General features: G+C 39.3%; 18 protein-coding genes. 7 read left to right on the top strand and 11 right to left on the bottom strand.

Translation table 11 applies throughout. From position 1 onward, the window contains the following. Positions 1–83: 83 nt before the first annotated feature. The 8 genes from FFU37_RS12005 to sfsA all read right to left on the bottom strand — a co-directional run bounded on the left by FFU37_RS12005 (position 84) and on the right by sfsA (position 6,512). On the bottom strand, positions 84–320 hold the full coding sequence (locus FFU37_RS12005) for a hypothetical protein (protein ID WP_002962684.1): 237 nt from the start codon (positions 318–320) through the stop codon (positions 84–86). Between the two features lie 33 nt (positions 321–353). Continuing rightward, complete coding sequence (panC, locus tag FFU37_RS12000) at positions 354–1,202, bottom strand: pantoate--beta-alanine ligase (protein WP_138489570.1); 849 nt, start codon at positions 1,200–1,202, stop codon at positions 354–356. Beyond that, positions 1,202–1,996, bottom strand: a complete 795-nt coding sequence (gene panB, locus FFU37_RS11995) for a 3-methyl-2-oxobutanoate hydroxymethyltransferase (protein WP_002962679.1) — start codon at positions 1,994–1,996, stop codon at positions 1,202–1,204. The genes panC and panB overlap by 1 nt, the downstream gene beginning before the upstream one ends. Positions 1,997–2,026: 30 nt before the next feature. Continuing rightward, positions 2,027–2,512, bottom strand: a complete 486-nt coding sequence (gene folK, locus FFU37_RS11990) for a 2-amino-4-hydroxy-6-hydroxymethyldihydropteridine diphosphokinase (RefSeq protein WP_002962677.1) — start codon at positions 2,510–2,512, stop codon at positions 2,027–2,029. Positions 2,513–2,516: 4 nt separating this feature from the next. After that, on the bottom strand, positions 2,517–3,998 hold the full coding sequence (gene pcnB, locus FFU37_RS11985; protein WP_239022703.1) for a polynucleotide adenylyltransferase PcnB: 1,482 nt from the start codon (positions 3,996–3,998) through the stop codon (positions 2,517–2,519). Between the two features lie 78 nt (positions 3,999–4,076). Then, on the bottom strand, positions 4,077–5,021 hold the full coding sequence (gene gluQRS / locus FFU37_RS11980) for a tRNA glutamyl-Q(34) synthetase GluQRS (protein ID WP_138489569.1): 945 nt from the start codon (positions 5,019–5,021) through the stop codon (positions 4,077–4,079). 20 nt (positions 5,022–5,041) lie between these two features. After that, entirely contained in the window at positions 5,042–5,485 is a 444-nt protein-coding gene (gene dksA, locus FFU37_RS11975; protein ID WP_002962671.1) for an RNA polymerase-binding protein DksA, read from the bottom strand. A 307-nt stretch (positions 5,486–5,792) separates the two neighbouring features. Continuing rightward, positions 5,793–6,512 (bottom strand): DNA/RNA nuclease SfsA, encoded by a 720-nt coding sequence (sfsA, locus tag FFU37_RS11970; protein ID WP_002962670.1) that lies wholly within the window; start codon positions 6,510–6,512, stop codon positions 5,793–5,795. Positions 6,513–6,635: 123 nt separating this feature from the next. On the opposite strand from sfsA, the gene pepB reads away from it, so the two are divergent. Then, positions 6,636–7,931 carry an aminopeptidase PepB gene (gene pepB / locus FFU37_RS11965; RefSeq protein WP_138489568.1) on the top strand — a complete coding sequence of 432 codons (1,296 nt, stop codon included), beginning with the start codon at positions 6,636–6,638 and terminating at the stop codon, positions 7,929–7,931. Positions 7,932–8,114: 183 nt separating this feature from the next. Continuing rightward, positions 8,115–8,681: a phosphoribosyltransferase gene (locus FFU37_RS11960; protein ID WP_002962666.1), complete on the top strand. Its 567-nt coding sequence runs from the start codon at positions 8,115–8,117 to the stop codon at positions 8,679–8,681. 65 nt (positions 8,682–8,746) lie between these two features. Here FFU37_RS11960 and FFU37_RS11955 read toward each other — a convergent pair whose 3' ends face one another. After that, complete coding sequence (locus tag FFU37_RS11955; protein WP_002962665.1) at positions 8,747–9,403, bottom strand: Crp/Fnr family transcriptional regulator; 657 nt, start codon at positions 9,401–9,403, stop codon at positions 8,747–8,749. Between the two features lie 287 nt (positions 9,404–9,690). Here FFU37_RS11955 and FFU37_RS11950 point away from each other — a divergent pair, with 287 nt between their 5' ends. Then, positions 9,691–9,927 carry a YgjV family protein gene (locus FFU37_RS11950; RefSeq protein ID WP_002962663.1) on the top strand — a complete coding sequence of 79 codons (237 nt, stop codon included), beginning with the start codon at positions 9,691–9,693 and terminating at the stop codon, positions 9,925–9,927. Positions 9,928–10,282: 355 nt separating this feature from the next. Here the strand turns inward: FFU37_RS11950 and rdgC are convergent, their stop codons facing one another. Both rdgC and FFU37_RS11940 read right to left on the bottom strand, forming a co-directional pair. Beyond that, on the bottom strand, positions 10,283–11,200 hold the full coding sequence (gene rdgC / locus FFU37_RS11945) for a recombination-associated protein RdgC (RefSeq protein ID WP_002962662.1): 918 nt from the start codon (positions 11,198–11,200) through the stop codon (positions 10,283–10,285). A 462-nt stretch (positions 11,201–11,662) separates the two neighbouring features. Further along, positions 11,663–13,432, bottom strand: coding sequence for a sensor histidine kinase (locus tag FFU37_RS11940; protein ID WP_039490417.1), 1,770 nt, complete (start codon positions 13,430–13,432; stop codon positions 11,663–11,665). Positions 13,433–13,787: 355 nt separating this feature from the next. Here FFU37_RS11940 and FFU37_RS11935 point away from each other — a divergent pair, with 355 nt between their 5' ends. The 4 genes from FFU37_RS11935 (at position 13,788) to thrC (ending at position 19,042) form a co-directional block, all read left to right on the top strand. Continuing rightward, entirely contained in the window at positions 13,788–14,156 is a 369-nt protein-coding gene (locus FFU37_RS11935; RefSeq protein WP_024596295.1) for a response regulator, read from the top strand. Between the two features lie 228 nt (positions 14,157–14,384). Next, positions 14,385–16,802 carry a bifunctional aspartate kinase/homoserine dehydrogenase I gene (gene thrA, locus FFU37_RS11930; RefSeq protein ID WP_138489567.1) on the top strand — a complete coding sequence of 806 codons (2,418 nt, stop codon included), beginning with the start codon at positions 14,385–14,387 and terminating at the stop codon, positions 16,800–16,802. Positions 16,803–16,811: 9 nt separating this feature from the next. Then, positions 16,812–17,747 (top strand): homoserine kinase, encoded by a 936-nt coding sequence (thrB, locus tag FFU37_RS11925; RefSeq protein WP_138489566.1) that lies wholly within the window; start codon positions 16,812–16,814, stop codon positions 17,745–17,747. An 11-nt stretch (positions 17,748–17,758) separates the two neighbouring features. Continuing rightward, positions 17,759–19,042, top strand: coding sequence for a threonine synthase (thrC, locus tag FFU37_RS11920; protein ID WP_138489565.1), 1,284 nt, complete (start codon positions 17,759–17,761; stop codon positions 19,040–19,042). Positions 19,043–19,230: the final 188 nt, after the last annotated feature.

The following is a 19,230-nucleotide window of genomic DNA, read 5'->3' as shown; positions in this document are numbered from 1 at the left end:
AAAATTGGTATGATAAACTATAAGCAATAAAAAACCGCTCATTGAGCGGTTTTTTATTGCCTAAAACTAAAAACTTTAAGGAATTAAATATTACCTAATTTTTCGGCTTGTGCTTTACATTGATTATAGCTCTCAACACATTTTCCAGAGCATACTTGTTGCTTTAAGCCCTCAGCAGTTGTTTGCTGTTCACAACTACTTTCACACTGGTAGTTTTGTTGAGCACACTGATTCATTTCAGGGTTTTCAACTTGGTTTTGACAACCTGCTAATAGTGCAAAAGTAAGGGCGACTACGCTTGTTTTTATTAAAGAGTGCATGCTTCTTATCCTTAAAATGGAGTCGCAATAATATTAAATTTCGACTTGGATATTGTCGATCAATCTAACACCACCAAAATAGGCTGCGGCTAAAATAACAAATTGAGTATCTTCGATTGTAGCAGTTTTTAATGTATCTCGTTGAGCAATCTCAAAATAGTCTGGTTTTAGGCCTGCTTGCTCTAAACTTTGTTTAGCTAAGCTTTCAAGTTTTACGAAGTCTTTCTCGCCACTTTTAAGTTGCTCAGCGCACGTATTAAGGGCTTTAAATAATACGGTTGCAGTCGCTTTTTGATCATCAGATAAGTAACCATTACGTGAGCTCATAGCAAGGCCAGAAACTTCTCGCATTGTAGGTACACCAATAACTTCAACTGGAATTGATAAGTCGCGTGCCATAGTTTTGATTACTTGCAGTTGCTGAAAATCTTTTTCACCAAAGCAGGCGTAATCTGGTTGCACTAAGTTAAATAACTTAGTCACGATTGTTGCAACACCTCTAAAGTGACCTGGACGTGAGCCGCCGCAATAGCCTAATGAAATGTCAGGCACATCTACAAAGCTTTGTGCACCTAGTCCGTTAGGGTAGATTGTTTCTACACTTGGGGTAAATACAATATCAGTGCCTAGTTCAGCAAGGCCTTGTTTGTCTTCATTTAGCGTACGAGGATAGTTATCTAAATCTTCGTTAGCGCCAAATTGCATTGGGTTTACAAAAATACTTACAACGACTTTGTCGGCCAAGTTTTTTGCTTTTTCTACTAGCGAAAAATGCCCACGGTGCAAGTTGCCCATTGTTGGCACAAGCGCCACGCTAAGACCTGCTTGGCGCCATGCTTTAATTTGACTACGTAACGATCTGATTTCAGTTATTGATTGCATTATTTAAACTCATGTTCAGCGCTTGGAAATGCGCCACTTTTAACATCTGTACAATACTTTTGAACGGCAGCAGGCATATTGCCTGTTTCGAGCAAAAAGTTTTTAGAAAATTTAGGAATGTAACCTGCCGAAATACCAACCAGGTCATGCATTACCAGTATTTGGCCGTCAGTTAAGCTGCCTGCACCAATACCAATAGTTGGGATACTTAGAGCGTCTGTAATGCGTTTTGCCAGGGCACTTGGAATACACTCAAGTACTAATAATTGCGCGCCAGCAGCTTCAAGTGCTTTCGCGTCATCAATCATTTTTTGTGCTTTATCTTCTTCGCGACCTTGTATTTTAAAGCCACCAAATACATGAACTGACTGTGGTGTAAGGCCTAAATGCCCGCAAACTGGGATACCTTGTTGAGTGAGTGCTTTAATGCTCTCGTAAAGCCACTCTCCGCCTTCAAGTTTAATCATGTTTGCGCCAGCGCGCATAAGCTCAGCTGCATTTTTACAGGTATCACTAACGCTTGAGTAGGTCATAAAAGGTAAGTCAGCAATTACAAATAATTCGCGGCTACCAGCGCGTACACAGCGGGTATGATATGCAATATCTTGATTTGTTACGCCAAGGGTGTCATCGCCGCCTTGTAGTACCATGCCCAATGAGTCGCCTACTAAAATAACTTCAACGCCGTTATCATGAAATAACTTTGCAAAACTAGCGTCGTAGGCTGTTAATGCAGTAATTTTGTTATTTTCTGCTTTCATTTTATTTAAAGTAGAAACGGTTATTTTAGACATAATATCCTCGCAGGCAAAAGCCTAGGTTAATTACAGAGGTAATTGTTGTAAGTCGTTGAGCGGTAAGTTATTTGCAATGGTTTTTAATGCAATGCCGCTAGGTAAAATAAGTTCAGGTGCAAGCTCTAATAGTGGGTAAACCACAAACTCGCGATCACTCAAACCATAATGAGGCACGGTTAAGCGCGCCGTATTTATGATTTGATCATCAAATAATAGGGTATCGATATCAAGTGTGCGTGGACCCCAACGCTCAGCTTTTCTTACTCGACCATGCTCAAGCTCAATGCTTTGTGTTAAATCAAGTAATTGCTCTGGATCAAGGGTCGTTTTAATACAGGCTACGGCATTGATATAGTCTGGTTGATCTTGTGGGCCCATAGGCTTACTTGCATAGTAATGCGATACGTTTACAAATTCACAATTAGGCAGCTTTTTAAGCGCAATTATCGCGTTATCAAGCTGCTCTTTTGGTGAGTTTAGGTTGGCACCTAAACCCAAATAAACACAATGCATGTTATTACTCAGTTGGCTTTTTAGTAGGACGACGGCGCTTTCGCGGCTTAGGACCACCTTGATGGCCTAAGCTTTTAACCATCTCTTTTTGGCCGTTTATATCTTTACTTAAGTATTGTGTCCACCACTGAGCAAGCTCTGTATGCTGAGTTTCGCCTGCATCTACGCGTAATAATAAAAAGTCGTAAGCGGCTTTAAAGCGAGGCTGTTGCGTTAGCCTGTATGCACGTTGGCCAGCACGTTTATCTAAGCGGTGCTGAATATGCCAAATATCGCGAGCACCTAAAGTAAAGCGCTTAGGAACAGCTATATGCTGTGAATTATCGCTTAGTACTTTATTCATTGCTTGTGCGAAAGCATCGTATTCAGATAATTGCTCTTGGCTTTGAATTTTTTTAGTGCGCTCAAGCAGTGGGAACCAAAGTAGGGCTGCAAAAATAAACGCCGGTGTTACTTTTTTATCGGCATTAATACGCTTGTCGGTATTTTGAAACATTTGCTGAATAAGCGTGTGCTCTAAGCCACTTGGGTTTTTATCTAAAATTTTATCAAGTTCAGGAAAAAGTGAGCGGAATAAGCCGTATTTACGCAGCATTAAAAAGTTAGCTTCGGCCTTGCCGTTTAAAAACAGCTTAAGAATTTCTTCAAATAAACGTGCTGGCGGAATGTTGTCAAGCAAGCTTGCAAGCTCGCTAATTGGCTTTTCACTTTTAGGCGCAATGCTCATATTAAGCTTAGTGGCAAAACGTACTGCACGTAACATACGAACAGGGTCTTCGCGGTAACGCGTTTCAGGATCGCCAATAAGCTCGATTTGTTTAGCTTTAATTGCCGCTAAGCCGTTGGCGTAATCGTGAATACTAAAATCTTTAATTGAGTAATAAAGTGCGTTGATTGAAAAGTCGCGGCGCTCTGCATCTTCTTCAATACTGCCAAATACGTTGTCACGAAGTAATTGACCTTCATTGCTTGATTGGCTTATTTGATTTTTGTCTTCTTGCGCTTCGTGGTGGCCACGCATTGTTGCCACTTCGATAATTTCACGGCCAAATACAATGTGTGCTAGACGAAAGCGACGACCTATCAGGCGACAGTTTCTAAATAGTTTTTTTACCTGATCTGGAGTTGCATTAGTAACTACGTCAAAATCTTTTGGCTGTTGGCCTAACAATATATCGCGAATACAACCACCAACAAGGTAGGCATCGTAGCCACCGTCTTTTAAGCGGTATAATACTTTGATTGCATTTGGGCTAAATTGTTTGCGAGAAATACCATGCTCACCACGAGTGACAACAATAGGTTCACTGCTTACAGAAGCGCTTTCGGCACTGGTATTCGGGCCGATTATTTGTCGGCAAAATTGAAAAAGCTTGGAAATAATAGTCTGTCTCCTAGAAGGTGTGATTGACTCTGCATCGCAATCAAAAGTTACAGCAAATAGGGCGGTTATAACCCAGTACAAGCTGTTTGACGTAATTAGCATATATTTAGGCGGCTATCATATACCAGCAGGGTTTAAAAATTAAGTTGATGTGTTGAAATTAAGCCGTTTTTAGCTATTTTATTTACTTAAATGTGTAAATTGGACTTTCTGGCTATGTGGATGTTGAGAAATTTGTATTTCGGATACTTGGGGGACCTGTTTTAAGCTAAAGTTTTTAATTCCCCAATCGATTAATTGTTCTATATTTAAGTCGCTTAAATCAGCTATAACAGGTAGCCCTAAAAATTCAAAAGCGCTAAGTAAAGCAGGCTTTGGATTTTGCTTACAAATGGCGGGGGCATAATTTTGTTTAGATAGTTTAAAACCGGGTTTGGCAACCGCTAAAGGTAAATGAGCAAATTCAGGTACGGGGCTGTCGAGTTGTTTAAACAAACTAATTTGCCGAGCTGTTGGTTCAATTAAATCTGCGCCTCTTACAATTCGATTTATCCTTTGATCGATATCATCGACGACCACAACAAGTTGATATGCAAATAAACCGTCACTGCGTTTAATTAAGTAATCTTCGTGGGATAATGCACTATTTACCGATATATCACCTTGAATTAAATCACTAAATTGGGTCGTTGGATGTTGCTGAACTAAACGAAGTGCGCCGGATTGAGTATGATGATTAAGTGCTTTGCAATGCCCCTGATAAATACCGCCAATGGCTTTTATTTGCTTTCGAGTACAGGTGCAACCATAAACAAGGTTTTGCTCTAAAAGTGAGTGGGTAATATCTTGATATAAAGACAGGCGCTGCGTTTGGTATACAACAGGTTCATCCCAGTAAAGGGCGTAGGCTTGTAAGGTATTTAGAATATCGGAGTCGGCGTTTTTAACCACGCGCGTAGTGTCAATGTCTTCTATACGAACTAACCATTTTCCTTGATTAGCTTTTGCATCTAGATAACTACCCACAGCCGCTACAAGTGAGCCAAAATGTAATGGCCCAGAAGGAGACGGTGCAAAACGACCGCGATATTTACGCATAGGCGCAGTAACGGCTGTAGGAGACATAACTAACTAATAAGTTTTAATTAGCCGCGTCCAGATTGCTTTTCTTTGATTTCTGCAAGTGTTTTACAGTCTACGCATAAATCGGCAGTAGGACGTGCTTCTAAGCGACGTATGCCAATTTCGATGCCACAAGACTCACAAAAGCCAAAATCATCTTCTTTAATCAAATTAATTGTTTTTTCAATTTTTTTGATTAATTTACGTTCGCGGTCACGAGTACGAAGTTCTAAAGAGAATTCTTCTTCTTGTGCAGCGCGGTCAACTGGGTCAGGAAAGTTAGCAGCTTCGTCTTGCATGTGCGATTTAGTACGATCAACTTCGTTACGTAAATCGTTACGCCAAGTCTCTAAAATTGCTCTAAAATGAGCACGTTGTGCATCATTCATGTACTCTTCGCCTGGTTTTTCTTGGTATGGTTCTAAACCGGCTTGAGCCAATAAACCATGTTTCTTTTGGTCTGGCATAACTCTCTCCTAAATCCTTAATTTAATGCCTCAGCATTAGCCGGCGGTATAAATAACAGAATCTTATACCCTAGGCAAATTTATTTTTAATTAATCGAATTAGCTTCAACCATGCTTACTGAGTAAAAAGTGTATTAATAGTTTATTTACACTTTTAATTAATTCACATATTCGCTTTCTAAAACTTGCCTTGTTATATGGGCAAAAGCTTCAAAAACAAGTTAATTTTTATAATTCACTTTTTACCACTTTCTATAATTGGAGTGCTTTGTAAATTACGCTTAGTTCAATCTCTTGGTTTATTACACTATTCTATAAATGCTATTCTTTTATGAAGTAAGACTCCATTAGCTGAAATTTTGGCTTTGTATGCTAATACTTCAACACCGGCTATTATTGCTTGGTTTAATAACGTGGCGTATTTTTTATCAATATGCGCAGCTGCACTTACGGTATTTATTCCTTCATGCAAAACAGCGAACAGTAATACTGCTCGGTGGCCTTGTTCGATCATTTCTATTAGTTCGCGGATATGTTTTTGTCCACGCAGTGTTTGCGCATCAGGAAAGTAGCCTTGCCCGCTTTGTGGTGCATCTTCGCTTAATAATGTGACTGACTTAACTTCTACATAGCAATCGGGCTTATTTTCGTCTGTGAGTAAAAAGTCGATACGACTGTTTTCGCTGCCGTACTTAACTTCGCTTTGCAATTGACTGTAGTCGAGTAGCTCGCTTATGACATTATTGTTTATTGCTTCTTCTACTACTTTATTAGCCACCGCTGTATTTACACAAATAAGCTGCGATAAGTTATTTTGCGTAAGCTCTAATGAATGCGGGTATTTTCGTTTTGCGTTATCGCTCGTTGAATAAAAAGCAGTAAAGCCTGGCTCAGCGCATCCCGTCATTTTACCTGTATTTGCACAGTGGGCGGTAAATTCGCTGCCATCACTTAATTGTAAATCAGCTAGAAAGCGTTTGTAGCGCTTTAATAATATGGCTGGTTGCAGCGCTGGCGTGTACTTCATAATAGCTTCCAAAGCGTAAACACTGCTCAGCAGTGTGATTTATGTTATTTATCTCAAGCTGTTGGGAACTTAAGCGCTCTATAGTAAACTCGGTGGCACATTTAAGTGCAAGGGAATTCTAACATGAGTGAAAAATTTGTTGTTCAACTAAGCGAACAAGCAGCAGCGAGTCATTGGGGCGATAATGCGTCATTATCTTTTAACGAGCGCGGTGCAACTGTTCATTTATCTGAGCAAGACACATTAAAAAATGTTCAAAAAGCAGGCCGTACTATCGCAAGCCAAGGCGTTAAAAATGTTGAATTAGCAGGTGATACTTGGTGTACAGAAAGCCAGTGGGCTTTTTACCAAGGCTTTGTAACACCAAAATCGTTAAACGGTGTTGAGTTTGTTGATAACGCACAATCAGATATTAAAGAACTTGCTCACTTAAAAACGTCAGCAATTTGGGCACGTGAAATGGTTAACGGTACTGCCGATGACATTTACCCAGAAAGCCTAGCTGAAAAAGCAGCTGAGTTTATTCAATCATTAGCGCCTGAACACGTAAGTTACCAAATTATTAAAGGTGATGCGTTACTAGAACAACAGTGGATTGGTATTCATGCAGTTGGTCGCGGCAGTGTTCGCCCACCAGTATTGCTTGAGCTTGATTACAACCCAACAGGCGACGAAAATGCACCAGTAAGTGCTGCGCTTGTAGGTAAAGGTATTACGTTTGACTCAGGTGGTTACTCAATTAAATCAAGCGAAGGTATGCTTGGTATGAAGTGCGACATGGGCGGCGCTGCAACAGTAACAGCAGGTTTAGCATTGGCTATTAACCGTGGTATTGAAAAACGTATTAAGCTGTTTTTATGTTGTGCTGAGAACTTAATTTCGGGTCATGCATACAAATTAGGTGACATTCTTACTTATAAAAATGGCACAACAGTTGAAATTGTAAACACGGATGCTGAAGGTCGCTTAGTACTTGCTGATGGCTTAATGGCAGCAGGAGAGACTGGCGCTCCACTTATCATTGATGCAGCAACACTAACTGGAGCAGCGCTTGTTGCTGTTGGCCAAGAGTACAATGCATTATTTGCACTTGATAAAGAACTTGCACGTGAAGTTGAAAGTTTTGCATCTCAAGAAATGGAAGCTGCTTGGCCACTGCCTCTTGAAAAATGGCATCAACAAAACTGCCCATCTCCATATGCTGATACGGCAAATAGCCGTGCACAAAAGGGGGGCGGTTACGGCGGTGCATCGAATGCTGCAGGCTTTTTATTACGCTTTGTGCCAAACGATGGCAAAGGCTGGGTGCACATAGATTTAGCTGCTGCTTTTAACATGGGCAGTACAAGCCAATGGGCAGCGGGCGCAACAACTCAAGGTATGCGTACGGTTGCTCGTACCCTACAAGAAAAAGCATAATATTTACTAAATTATGCTTTTTACACTAAAAATAGGCACCCTTGGGTGCCTATTTTTTAATTTACAGGCAAGCAATTTTATTTCATTTGCGGTAAAATCCGTCGCCAATACCTGTTTGAGTTTAATTTTTGCTTAACTCTAAGCTGCGCTCAAATCTTATATCCACCACTGGGGTTTCTAATTATGTCAGATAAGTGCTACATCACAGCTCAACAGCTGCTTGAAGATTCGTTCCGCGTAGCGGCACAAGTATACCAAGATGGCTTTCGTCCTGATTTTATTATTGGTATTTGGCGAGGTGGTGCACCGATCGGTATTGCTGTTCAAGAATATTACGATTATAAAGGCATTGAGACTGACCACATTGCAGTACGTACATCGTCTTATTACGGTATTGGTAAACAATCTAAAGAAATTAAAGTCCACGGTTTGCATTACATTGTTGAGAACGCAAATGCAGGCGACTCATTATTAATTGTTGATGATGTATTTGACTCTGGTCGTAGTATTGTTGCATTAAAAGAAAAGCTTTCAGAGCTTATGCGCTTAAACTTGCCACGTGATATTCGTATTGCATGTCCGTACTACAAGCCAAAAAACTCAAAAGTAGACACTGTTCCAGATTATTATATTCATGAGTCTGAAGAGTGGTTAGTGTTCCCGCATGAACTATCGGGTTTAACACCGGATGAAATTATTGCAGGTAAATCTGATCTTGTGAAAATTCATGACATTTTACTAGAGAAGTAACCAGTAATTTGTATAAATAGAAAAAGGCCGTTAAGGCCTTTTTTTATGGGTAAATTTTAAATAACTTAAAGTTGAGCAAAGCTATCTACGTATTCACTTAGCTTTGGTATATCGACTGCTTGTAACCCATCGTTACTTCTAAGTACCAAGCCTTTTTCGACAAGTTCTGTAACAACACGTCTGTAAGCTCGCTCAGTGGTAGCAAAGCGTTCGGCTTCAGCATTTACAGTTGGATAGGCTCTAAGTAGCGTAGGGTTGTTGTTCTCGGCTCTTAGTAAGCAATCTTTGGCTATGTTGTAGCTCAGTGGTAGTAGTAGCTTATCTAAATTGATTTTTTGGTTTTCCTGAAATTTAGCCGCAATAGTTTGTGCGGTGTATAAACTCAGTTCTGGTTTTTCAAGCAGCAGAGCACGCCAATGTCTTAATTCAATAAGATTATAAGTTACATCGCTAAAGCACGTTACCGTATAAATACACGGATTATTATTTAGCGCTTCTATTTCACCAATAAGGGTGTTGTTACAATCCAATTGTCCTAACAGCAGGCGTCGTCCATTACCTACGTCGTAACTAAACGACACAGTGCCACTGCGTACAAGCACAAGCTTGCTTAAAGGCTGATCTTGATGGATCAGAACTTCTTTTTTTGATTGTTGATAGCTACTACCGGCAAAGGTTAAAAGCTGATCAACAAGGTAACTAGAAAAATGGTATTGAAACATCAATGTGCTCTTCGGACATTTGTCCTATTTATTACATCTTAATGACGTTAGCATTAAGACACTAAGAATTTACGCTAACTTGCTACTAATATTATTAGCTTTGCTAATAGTATTATTTTACCTTCATTTCCCGTGTAATGATTTAAGAATTTGCTGGTATTTTCCGGCAAACTTTTTCAGGTTTTTAAGCAAGTTAGCTTTTTTATTTTGTTGTAACTTTGCAATACTTATAAGTGCCATAAGTTAGCAGTACATGTAATGCTAACCTAAAGGCTAGGAGAGAACAATTGAGTTGGGAATATTTAGGCTATATTGCATCAGCTTTATTGGTTGCATCGTTAACAATGACAGATGTAGTAAAACTGCGTTGGTACAACATGTTTGGTTGTATTGTATTTACTGCATACGGTGTTGCCATTGGCGCAGTACCTGTTATTTTTACCAACGGCTTATTGTCGCTTGTAAATTTATACCACATTATAAAAATATATCGCCAACCTAAGGTTGAAGACGCTAAAAGCTAAAATAAGTTATCTGCACAAATAAGTTAATGATTTCAATTAAAATCAAAACTTCAGTTTTTTGTGCATTCCGGCTTGAAGTGAATACAGATAATCTCATATCACTCTACATAACTTTCCTTTGAACTTTGCTGTAAGCTCTTACTTGAAAGATGATTACCTTAGGTTTTAATACGCCGAACGTTAGCTAAATTCTGTTCGCGGATAACAAATATATAAATAAGCGCTTCTAAAAATTCCATTAAAAAATCCGATAGCAGTAAACTGCTATCGGATTTCTATCTGTTATACCAACCTGCTTATATATGAATCTATTTAATGCTTCAAAGCGCTTAAATATTTATGTAGGTTGTGGTATTTACGCTTTTTCTAAATCTTCAACGTCACCTAAGCCAGCAGTTAGTTCTTCAAGTAATTGCTTTATTTCCTCAGAAGCTAAAATAAAGTCAGCATCAAGTTTTAAAGCCATATCTTCTTTAGGAATATCTGCGTTCTCTTCTTTTAGAGTTTCAGAGTAGCTTAAACGCTTGATAGAGCCATCGTTTTGCAGCATAAACTTGAGGCGTTCTTGCCAATCAAGTGCCAGTTTAGTTACGCGTTTACCACTTTCTAAGTGCGATTTAACCTCATCACATGCCAGATCATGGCCTTTTAGTTTTACTTGTGCACCGCTGTCGTCAGCTTCTTCAAGCTCAGCGTCAGAGCCAATAGCAAAGCCTTCTGGTGTACTAAAGTTAGTTAACCAATCAGTTAAGAATACATCTAGGTCGTAGTTAGCAAACGCAGGTACAACTGGGAGCGTTCCTAACGATTTACGAAGTAGTGCCAGTAGCTCTTCAGCTTTATTAAAGCTGCCACTATTTACAACCACCCAGCCATTTTCTTGGTCAATAAAGGCAAATTGTAAGCTCGACTTTTTAAATGCCTGGGGTAGAAGAGTATGAAGAATGTTTTCTTTTAATTCGTCTTTTTCTTTCTTTTTAACAGGGCGGTTTTCTTCGGCTTCTATCTGATCAATTTTCTCAGCAACTAGTTCGTTTATAACAGAAGCTGGGAGTACTTTTTCTTCACGTTTTGCGCAAACTAAAATACTTTTTTGAGAAAAATGCGATAGTGTTTCGCCATGCTTTCCAAACGCTTTCGTCCAACCAAATGTTGCAAGCTCTTGACCAGTACATGGGCGAAATAAATCTTGCTCTAATGCTTTATCAAAATCTTCTTGGGTGTATGAAACGTCTTGCTTAAAGCGGTAACAAATAAGGTTACTAAACCACATAGGGGAATTGATCCATTTGAAAAATTTGTCCAATCATAGCAATAAAAACAGCATCTCGAAATGACTGATTTGTTACTAGGGCGTGTTGAACTTTATGGATTGAAATTTGTTCAATCCAAGGAAGATTAAATCGCAGCGCGAGGTTTGTAACCTAGTGGGCTCGGTAACTGCTCCTGCGTTACCCTACAGGCTTACATCCATGTAAGAATAAGTAAAAACCGAGCAAAGCTTCCGCGTCCTGCTCACGCCCCTTACCTACATCCATGTAGGCAACAAAGAGTTAATCGTCCCTAGATCGAGCTCAAAGGGCAGCGCATGTTTGGTATTTATGCTGCGTTATCAAATATTTATGGGGAATAACCACACTACATAGGCTCTGCCTTGCCTAAAAACCAAACATGTCGCTGCAAATTCAACCACCAAAGATCAACACGCCCTAATAATTTAATGCATATACTTTTTTTATTCATATTTATCAAAAATAGGCATTGGCTTAGCCATGTTCTTTGGAAATTGAATATAGTAACGCAGACCTTTGCCTGGTTCACTCGTTGCATCAATAGATCCACTAAGAGTTTGTTTAACTAAATTAAACATTATATGGGTACCTAATCCGCTTCCGCCTTCATCGCGTTTAGTCGTAAAGAATGGGTCAAACAATTTTTTCAATTGCTCACTGGTAACTCCGTTACCGTCATCTTTGTAATCAATCGTTAAGTTAGTGTCATCTGCGCTTATTTTTATATCCATCACACCGTTGCTTTTACCTTCAAAGCCATGAATGAGTGAATTCATAATTAAGTTAGTAAAAATTTGGCTGATGGCGCCTGCAGGTAAATTTAAAACTAAATCATCAGGGCATTCTAATTTTATTGTATGGGATGTCTTTTTTAGTTTTGGATGCAGTGAGCGTATTACTTCGTTAGTGTAATCTTTAAAGTTAATAGTTCTTACAGCTTCACTGGCCTGATCGACCGCTATTTGCTTAAAGCTAGCAATAAGCTCTGAGGCTCTATCTAAGTTAGTGGTTAACAAGCTTGTACTTTGTTTTGCTTCGTTAATAAATTCTTCTAGTGCTTTTGGTGAAAGTGTTTTTTCACTGTAAGCAATTTCGAGTTTATTCAAGCGTTCTTGCAAAAACGATATTGCCGTTACACCTATACCAATAGGGGTGTTTATATCATGTGTAATACCCGCCACAAGTCCGCCTAGTGCGGCCATCTTCTCTGTGCCCAATAAACGTTCCTGTGCAAGGCTTAACTCTTCTATATAACGCTGAGATTCAGTTTGTTTTGTAATTAGCTCTTGCTCTGTGCTGCGGCGTAAATCTATTTCTTCAGTGAGCACAATTTTTTGCTTTTCAAGTTCGTATTTTTGCTGTTGTAATTCCATCATTGCTTGGCTTAAGTTTGATGTTTTACGGGCTACGTCTTGCTCTAGTTGTATGTTGTGATGATCGAGCTTTTCGTTACTAATAATGAGTTCTTTTTGGGTGTGCTCAAGCTCTTTTCTGTACTGAACCACTTTATCTATTAGTTTGTTAAACGACTGCTCCATTACTTTTAGTTCGTTATGCTCCTCTGTTTCTATTTCTATGTGCTGTCCTTCTAGCTCATCTAATTCTAGGTTTTCTAGTTGCTCAGTAAGCTCAGCTAAGGGATCTGTAAGAAGCTTTCTAAATGCCATTAAAAATAAAATGATTAAAAAGGTGGTTTTAATCATCGCATTACCAATCAAAAAGTAGATTGATACCATAATTCGGCTGAAAACAACTTCTCGGCTAGAGAACAAGGTAACGTCGCCCACTTGGGTAGCACGGCCAGAAAATTCAAAAATAAGTGGAAAGGTGTAACCAAACAGACCGGATTTCGCGTCTTCTAAAATAGCTTCTTCTTGAACTAACTGTTGGTTATATAGCTTATGTATGTCGAGCGAGCGCCCTAACTGTGAAATAATTTCGCCGCTGTCATCTCGAACAATAATCCCTTCAATCATGGGAATGGCGAGTAAACCTTCTGCTGTTGTAATTGTTTGCTTGGTATTAAGCTCCCAAATTGCACGTGTTAAGCTACGACTAAAGGTTTTTTGTAATGTACTTAATTCATCACGTATATAGTCTTTAGTATTGAGATATTCAGCAAGCACCTGTCCGCAAGTCACTACGAAGGTAAGCAAAAAATAAACGGATAAAACGCTTGTCAGTAGCTTCTTAGAAAGGCTTTTTTGTAACATGAGTGACTTGTTCATCCTTTGTTATTTTTGTAACGTTACTATTGTAATTTAAAAGTTAGTCAATAAACCTCTAAAAATAAATAAAAAAGTTAAAATTTAATAAGATAAATCTAATTAAGTTGGTATGTAGTATTAATGTAATTAAACTCAGCTATGAATTAGTAAATTTGTTAGACGTTAAGTTTTGTAAGTTTGATTAGAATTTAGTTTCGTTAATCATATTTAAATGAGTTAATTCTATATTTATCATTGCATTGAATTATTAATGCGCTAAGTATTTAGATGCGTGTTAAAGTGTCCTGAGTGCAAAGAAAGATGGTCTTTTAATAACTTTGATGGTTGTGTAGTAGTAAACATGATGAAATTTTCTATATTAGTCTGTGATGATTCTGCTGTTGCTCGTAAACAAGTCGTGCGGTGTTTAAATGAGTGTATAGACGCAGATATACAACAAGCTATAAATGGAGCAAACGCCCTCGATCTTTTAAGAGCACAAAACTTTGATTTACTGTGCCTAGACCTCACCATGCCAGAGGTTGATGGTATACAAGTACTTGAAACTATAAAAACAGAAAAAATAGAGTGCTTTGTGTTGGTTATTTCTGCTGATATACAGGAAAAAATGAAGCAACGAGTCGCCCAACTTGGCGCAATTGATTTTATTGATAAACCTATTAATAAATCAAGCTTGAATGAAATATTGCATAAATTTGGCATTCATTAGGTTTTTTCATGTTAAAAAAGGCTGTTTTATCTTTTAATTTAGGGTTGACAGCATAGCCTTTGTTAAGGCAGTCTTAACATATGAAAACAATTAATCGCGTACTGACCATTATTATTACAACCATCATTCTTACTGGATAGTGGCATAGGTCGGTGCAACAAATTTAAAGGCCTGTGTTCACTTAGAACACAGGCCTTTTTTCGTTTTATGGGATGAGGAACATAAACAATGCGAGTTTTAAAATTTGGTGGGTCTTCACTTGCCGATTATGCATGCTTACAACAGGTAGCTCAGTTAGTTAAAGCACAGTTAAAAGATGAAATGTTATTGGTGCTTTCTGCTCCAGGTGGAATGACCGATTCGCTAGTTGCACTTGCAAGTGCTGCAGAGCAAGGCTTAGATTTTTCGCAGCAATGGCAAGCATTAGCGAGTCGTTGTGAAGGCTTAAAAGCTGACGTTGAAAAAAGTGGCGTAGTAGTTACAAGCTGGCCAGACCTAGGCGAGCTTAAAAATAAATTAGATGGCGTGTCGCTTATACAGTGTTGCCCTGATCAAGTTCGCGCATTTGTAATTAGCTTTGGAGAGCGCGTTAGCGTTTCTTTAATGCAGGCTTTATTGAGCTCACAAGATGCAAGGTACTTAGAAGCAACAAGCTGTATTGCTTCAACTGGTGGCTACATTGATGCAGAAGCTGATTTAGTGGCAAGTAAAGCTCGCTTTCAAGCTGTGCTTAAAGAAAACCCTGCAACTATTTATATTATGCCTGGTTTTACGGCGAGTAATGATAAAGGTGAGCTTACAACGCTTGGCCGTAATGGTTCAGATTACTCAGCAGCTATTGCTGCGGCATGTTTAGAAGCTGAGATTTGCCAAATTTGGACTGACGTTGATGGCGTATATAGCGCTGATCCTCGTTATATTAAAAAAGCCACTAAAGTCGATTTTTTATCTTATAAAGAAGCGATGGAACTTTCTTACTTTGGTGCAAAAGTACTTCACCCAAAAACAATTTTACCGTGTGCTAAAGCAGGCGTGCCATGTGAAATTAAAAATACGCATAACCCAGACGCACAAGGCTCATTAATTGGTAATGATTATTCATCTGATGAGCCCGTAAAAGCGCTTTCTAGCTTACAAGACCTTGCAATGTTAACTGTTTCAGGCCCTGGCATGAAAGGTAAAGTAGGCATGGCGTCTAAGGTATTTAACGCGCTTGCTCACGATAACGTATCAATTGTATTGATCACGCAATCATCATGTGAATTTAGCATTAGTTTTTGTGTGCACGAAACAGACCTAGCACTTGCACTCGATGCGCTACAAACTGCATTTGAGCTTGAATTACAAGCAGGGCTTATTGAGCCTGTACAAGTACAGCGTAATTTAGCTATTGTTACTTTAGTGGGCGACAACATGCGCGCACACCGTGGCTTAGCGGCTAAGTTTTTTGCATCGCTTGCACAAGCGCAAGTAAATATTGTGGCAATTGCACAGGATTCTACAGAAAGTGCTATTTCTGCGGTAATTGATGGTGAGTTATGTAATGACGCTGTAAAAATATGCCATGAAAATTTTTTCACGCATGTGCCGTCAATTGATGTGTTTTTACTAGGTTGTGGCTTAGTAGGGCAAGAGCTTATTAATCAGCTTGAACGTCAGCAAGCTTGGCTTGAAAAGCGTAATATTAAACTTAACTTGTATGGTGTTGCTAACTCTCGTCAATTACACCTTGATAACGAAGGCATCGCTTTTAGTGATTGGCAGCAAAAATTGGCCTCATCTGAGCAAGCATTTGATTTAAAATTAGTAGAGCAATTTGTTAAGCAAAACCACTTAGTGAATCCGGTACTAGTAGATTGTACATCTTCAGATGCACTTGCTGCGCAGTATGTAGACTTTTTAAATGCAGGTTTTCATGTGGTTGCAGCTAATAAAAAAGCGACAACAAGCTCATACACGTATTACCAAGATTTAATAGCTGCTACGCAAAAGAATAATCGTAAATTTTTATACGAAACTAACGTTGGTGCAGGTTTACCAGTAATCGATAACTTGCAGTCATTATTTGGTGCCGGTGATGAGTTACTAGAGTTTAGCGGTATTTTATCAGGCTCACTTTCGTATATGTTTGGCGCACTTCAAGATGGTTTATCACTTTCTGAGGCAACTATTAAAGCCAAAGAAAGCGGTTTTACTGAGCCAGATCCTCGTGATGATTTATCGGGTACCGATGTAGCACGTAAGTTACTGATCATTGCTCGCGAAGCCGGTATGAAGTTGGAGCTAAGCGATATCGAAGTTGAGTCAGTATTACCACAAGGTTTTGCACAAGGTGATAGCGTTGATGAGTTTATGGCAAAACTACCAAGCCTAGATGCTGATTTTAATGACCGCATTCAAAGTGCTGCGAGCGAAGGAAAGGTACTTCGTTATGTAGGTACAATTAAAGAAGGTCACTGTAAAGTAGGTATTGAGGCTGTTGATGAAAAACATGCGCTTAATGTAATTCGCGATGGCGAAAACGCGCTTGCTATTTTAAGCCAATACTACCAGCCACGTCCGTTTGTAATTCGTGGTTATGGTGCCGGCTCTGAAGTAACAGCAGCGGGTGTATTTGCTGATATTTTAAAAACGCTATCGCGCTAGGAGCTCGTTATGATTGAAGTATATGCCCCGGCGTCTATTGGTAATTTTGCAGTGGGTTTTGATGCTCTTGGCGCAGCGCTTGCGCCAATTGATGGTAGTTTATTGGGCGATGTAGCTGTTGTAAGTGCAGCACCAAGTGACGAATTTATTTGTACTGGCGACTACGCTCACAAGTTACCAAGTGATGCGAATGAAAACTTAGCGTACCAGTGTTTAGTACATTTTAGAGCGCATGTTGCGCCTGATATGCCAAGCGTAAAGCTCGAGCTTAAAAAGAATTTACCAATTGGATCTGGACTTGGTTCTAGTGCATGCTCGGTCGTGGCTACCTTTGCTGCCCTTGATAAGTTTGCACAAACTAACTTAAGTCAGGTTGAGCTTATTGAGCTTATGGCTGACTTTGAAGCTGTAGTGAGCGGTGGTCGTCATTACGACAACATCACGCCATGCTATCTAGGTGGTTTGCAATTAACAGGTGATTTAATCCCTGATAAATCGATTGCACTGCCTGTTGATGAAAATTGGTACTACGTTGCTGCGTTCCCTGGTTTTTCACTCAACACTGCAAAAGCGCGCTCGGTTTTACCAAAAGAGTTGAGCATGCACGCAAGTGTTGAGTTTGCACAGCGTTTGTCGGCATTTAGTAGCTTACTGTTAACGAATCGTTTTGACGATGCGCTAAGCATAATGAAAGATGAAATAGCAGAACCTTACCGCGCACCGCTTATTGAAGGTTTTAGTGAAGCCAAAGCAAACTTACCAGCGCTGGGTGCTGAAATAGTGAGTATTTCGGGCGCAGGACCCACCTTGTTTAGTGTATGTAAAACACTTGAAGCTGCACAGCAATGCGCGCAGTGGTTAGAGGCAAATTACATTAACGAGCAAGGCTTTTGTCACATTTGTAAATTAGATAACGACGGCACGCGTCAATTAACAGTTTTATAGGATAGGTAGTCATGCAATTACATAATTTAAAAGATAGCTCACAAAAAGTGTCGTTCGTTGAAGCCGTAAAAACAGGTTTGGGTCGTAATCAAGGTGTGTTTTTCCCTGAATCCCTTGCCCCACTGTCCGATGTTGATGCTTTACTTGATATGGACTTTGTTACACGCAGTGGCAAAATATTATCTCACCTAATTGGTGATGAGCTGCCAAGCGACACTGTGGCACAAATGGTTGAAAATGCATTTAACTTTCCAGTTAAGCTGGTGGAAGTTGAAGAGAATACATACTGCTTAGAGTTGTTTCATGGTCCTACGCTTGCGTTTAAAGACTTTGGTGGTCGCTTTATGGCTGAGTGTTTAGCGCAATTTAATAAAGATGAAAAAGTAACTATTTTAACCGCAACATCGGGCGATACTGGTGCAGCCGTTGCACATGCTTTTTATAACAAGCCGAATATCGATGTTGTCATCTTATATCCTAAAGGCAAAATTTCACTTGCTCAGCAAAAGCTATTTACTACGTTAGGTAACAATATTCATTGTTACGCAGTTGATGGCAGTTTTGATGATTGCCAAGAGTTGGTTAAAAATGCCTTTTTAGATGAAGAAGTTAAATCAACACTTGGGCTTAATTCTGCTAATTCAATTAATATTAGCCGTTTAGTTGCTCAGGTTTGTTATTACTTTGAGGCCATTGCACAACTACCAAAAGAAAAACGCGCAACAGCGCATATATCAGTGCCAAGTGGCAACTTTGGTAATGTATGTGCTGCAATGATTGGTGCGGTTATTGGCTTACCTGTAGGTAAATTAAGTGCAACAACCAACCAAAATGATACTGTGCCGCGCTTTATGCTTGATAAAACCTGGACGCCAAACGCAACACTTGAGTCGCTTTCAAATGCAATGGATGTAAGTAAGCCAAACAACTGGCCGCGTGTGCAAACAATGTTAGATTATAACTGGTTTAGCTACGATAACTTTTATTCAACTAGCGTAAACGAAGAAGACACACAATCGGTGATGAAAAAAATTCAACAAACGGGTTATGTTGCAGAGCCTCACACTGCTATTGCGTACCAAGGTCTTGTTGAAAATCGAGCGCCTGGTGCAGCGGGTATCTTTTTAGCCACAGCTCATCCTGCTAAGTTTAAAGAAAGCGTAGAGGGTATTTTAAATATTGAATTAGGTATGCCAAAACCACTTAGCGACGCACTAGCAAAACCATGCCTAGCAAGCGATATAAAGGCCGATTACGACGCATTACGTACAGAAATACTTGCTAAACTTGGCTAAGTTAATTAATTCAAAAAGGCGGTTAAGCCGCCTTTTTTTATAACTTTAGGCTATTAAATCTAGTGAGTTGTATTTACTAATTAAATGTAGGAAATAGCATTCATTTAAAATCGTTATGGTTTTATAAGAAAATATCATCTTAAAAAGTCTGTGAAATAGTTTCAATCCCTGTTTAAATATCCTCAACT

This window comes from Pseudoalteromonas distincta (assembly GCF_005877035.1).
In the GTDB taxonomy this organism is placed as follows: domain Bacteria; phylum Pseudomonadota; class Gammaproteobacteria; order Enterobacterales; family Alteromonadaceae; genus Pseudoalteromonas; species Pseudoalteromonas distincta.
Note: the sequence above shows the minus strand (reverse complement) of the source record. Positions and strands in the feature narration are given on the sequence as shown.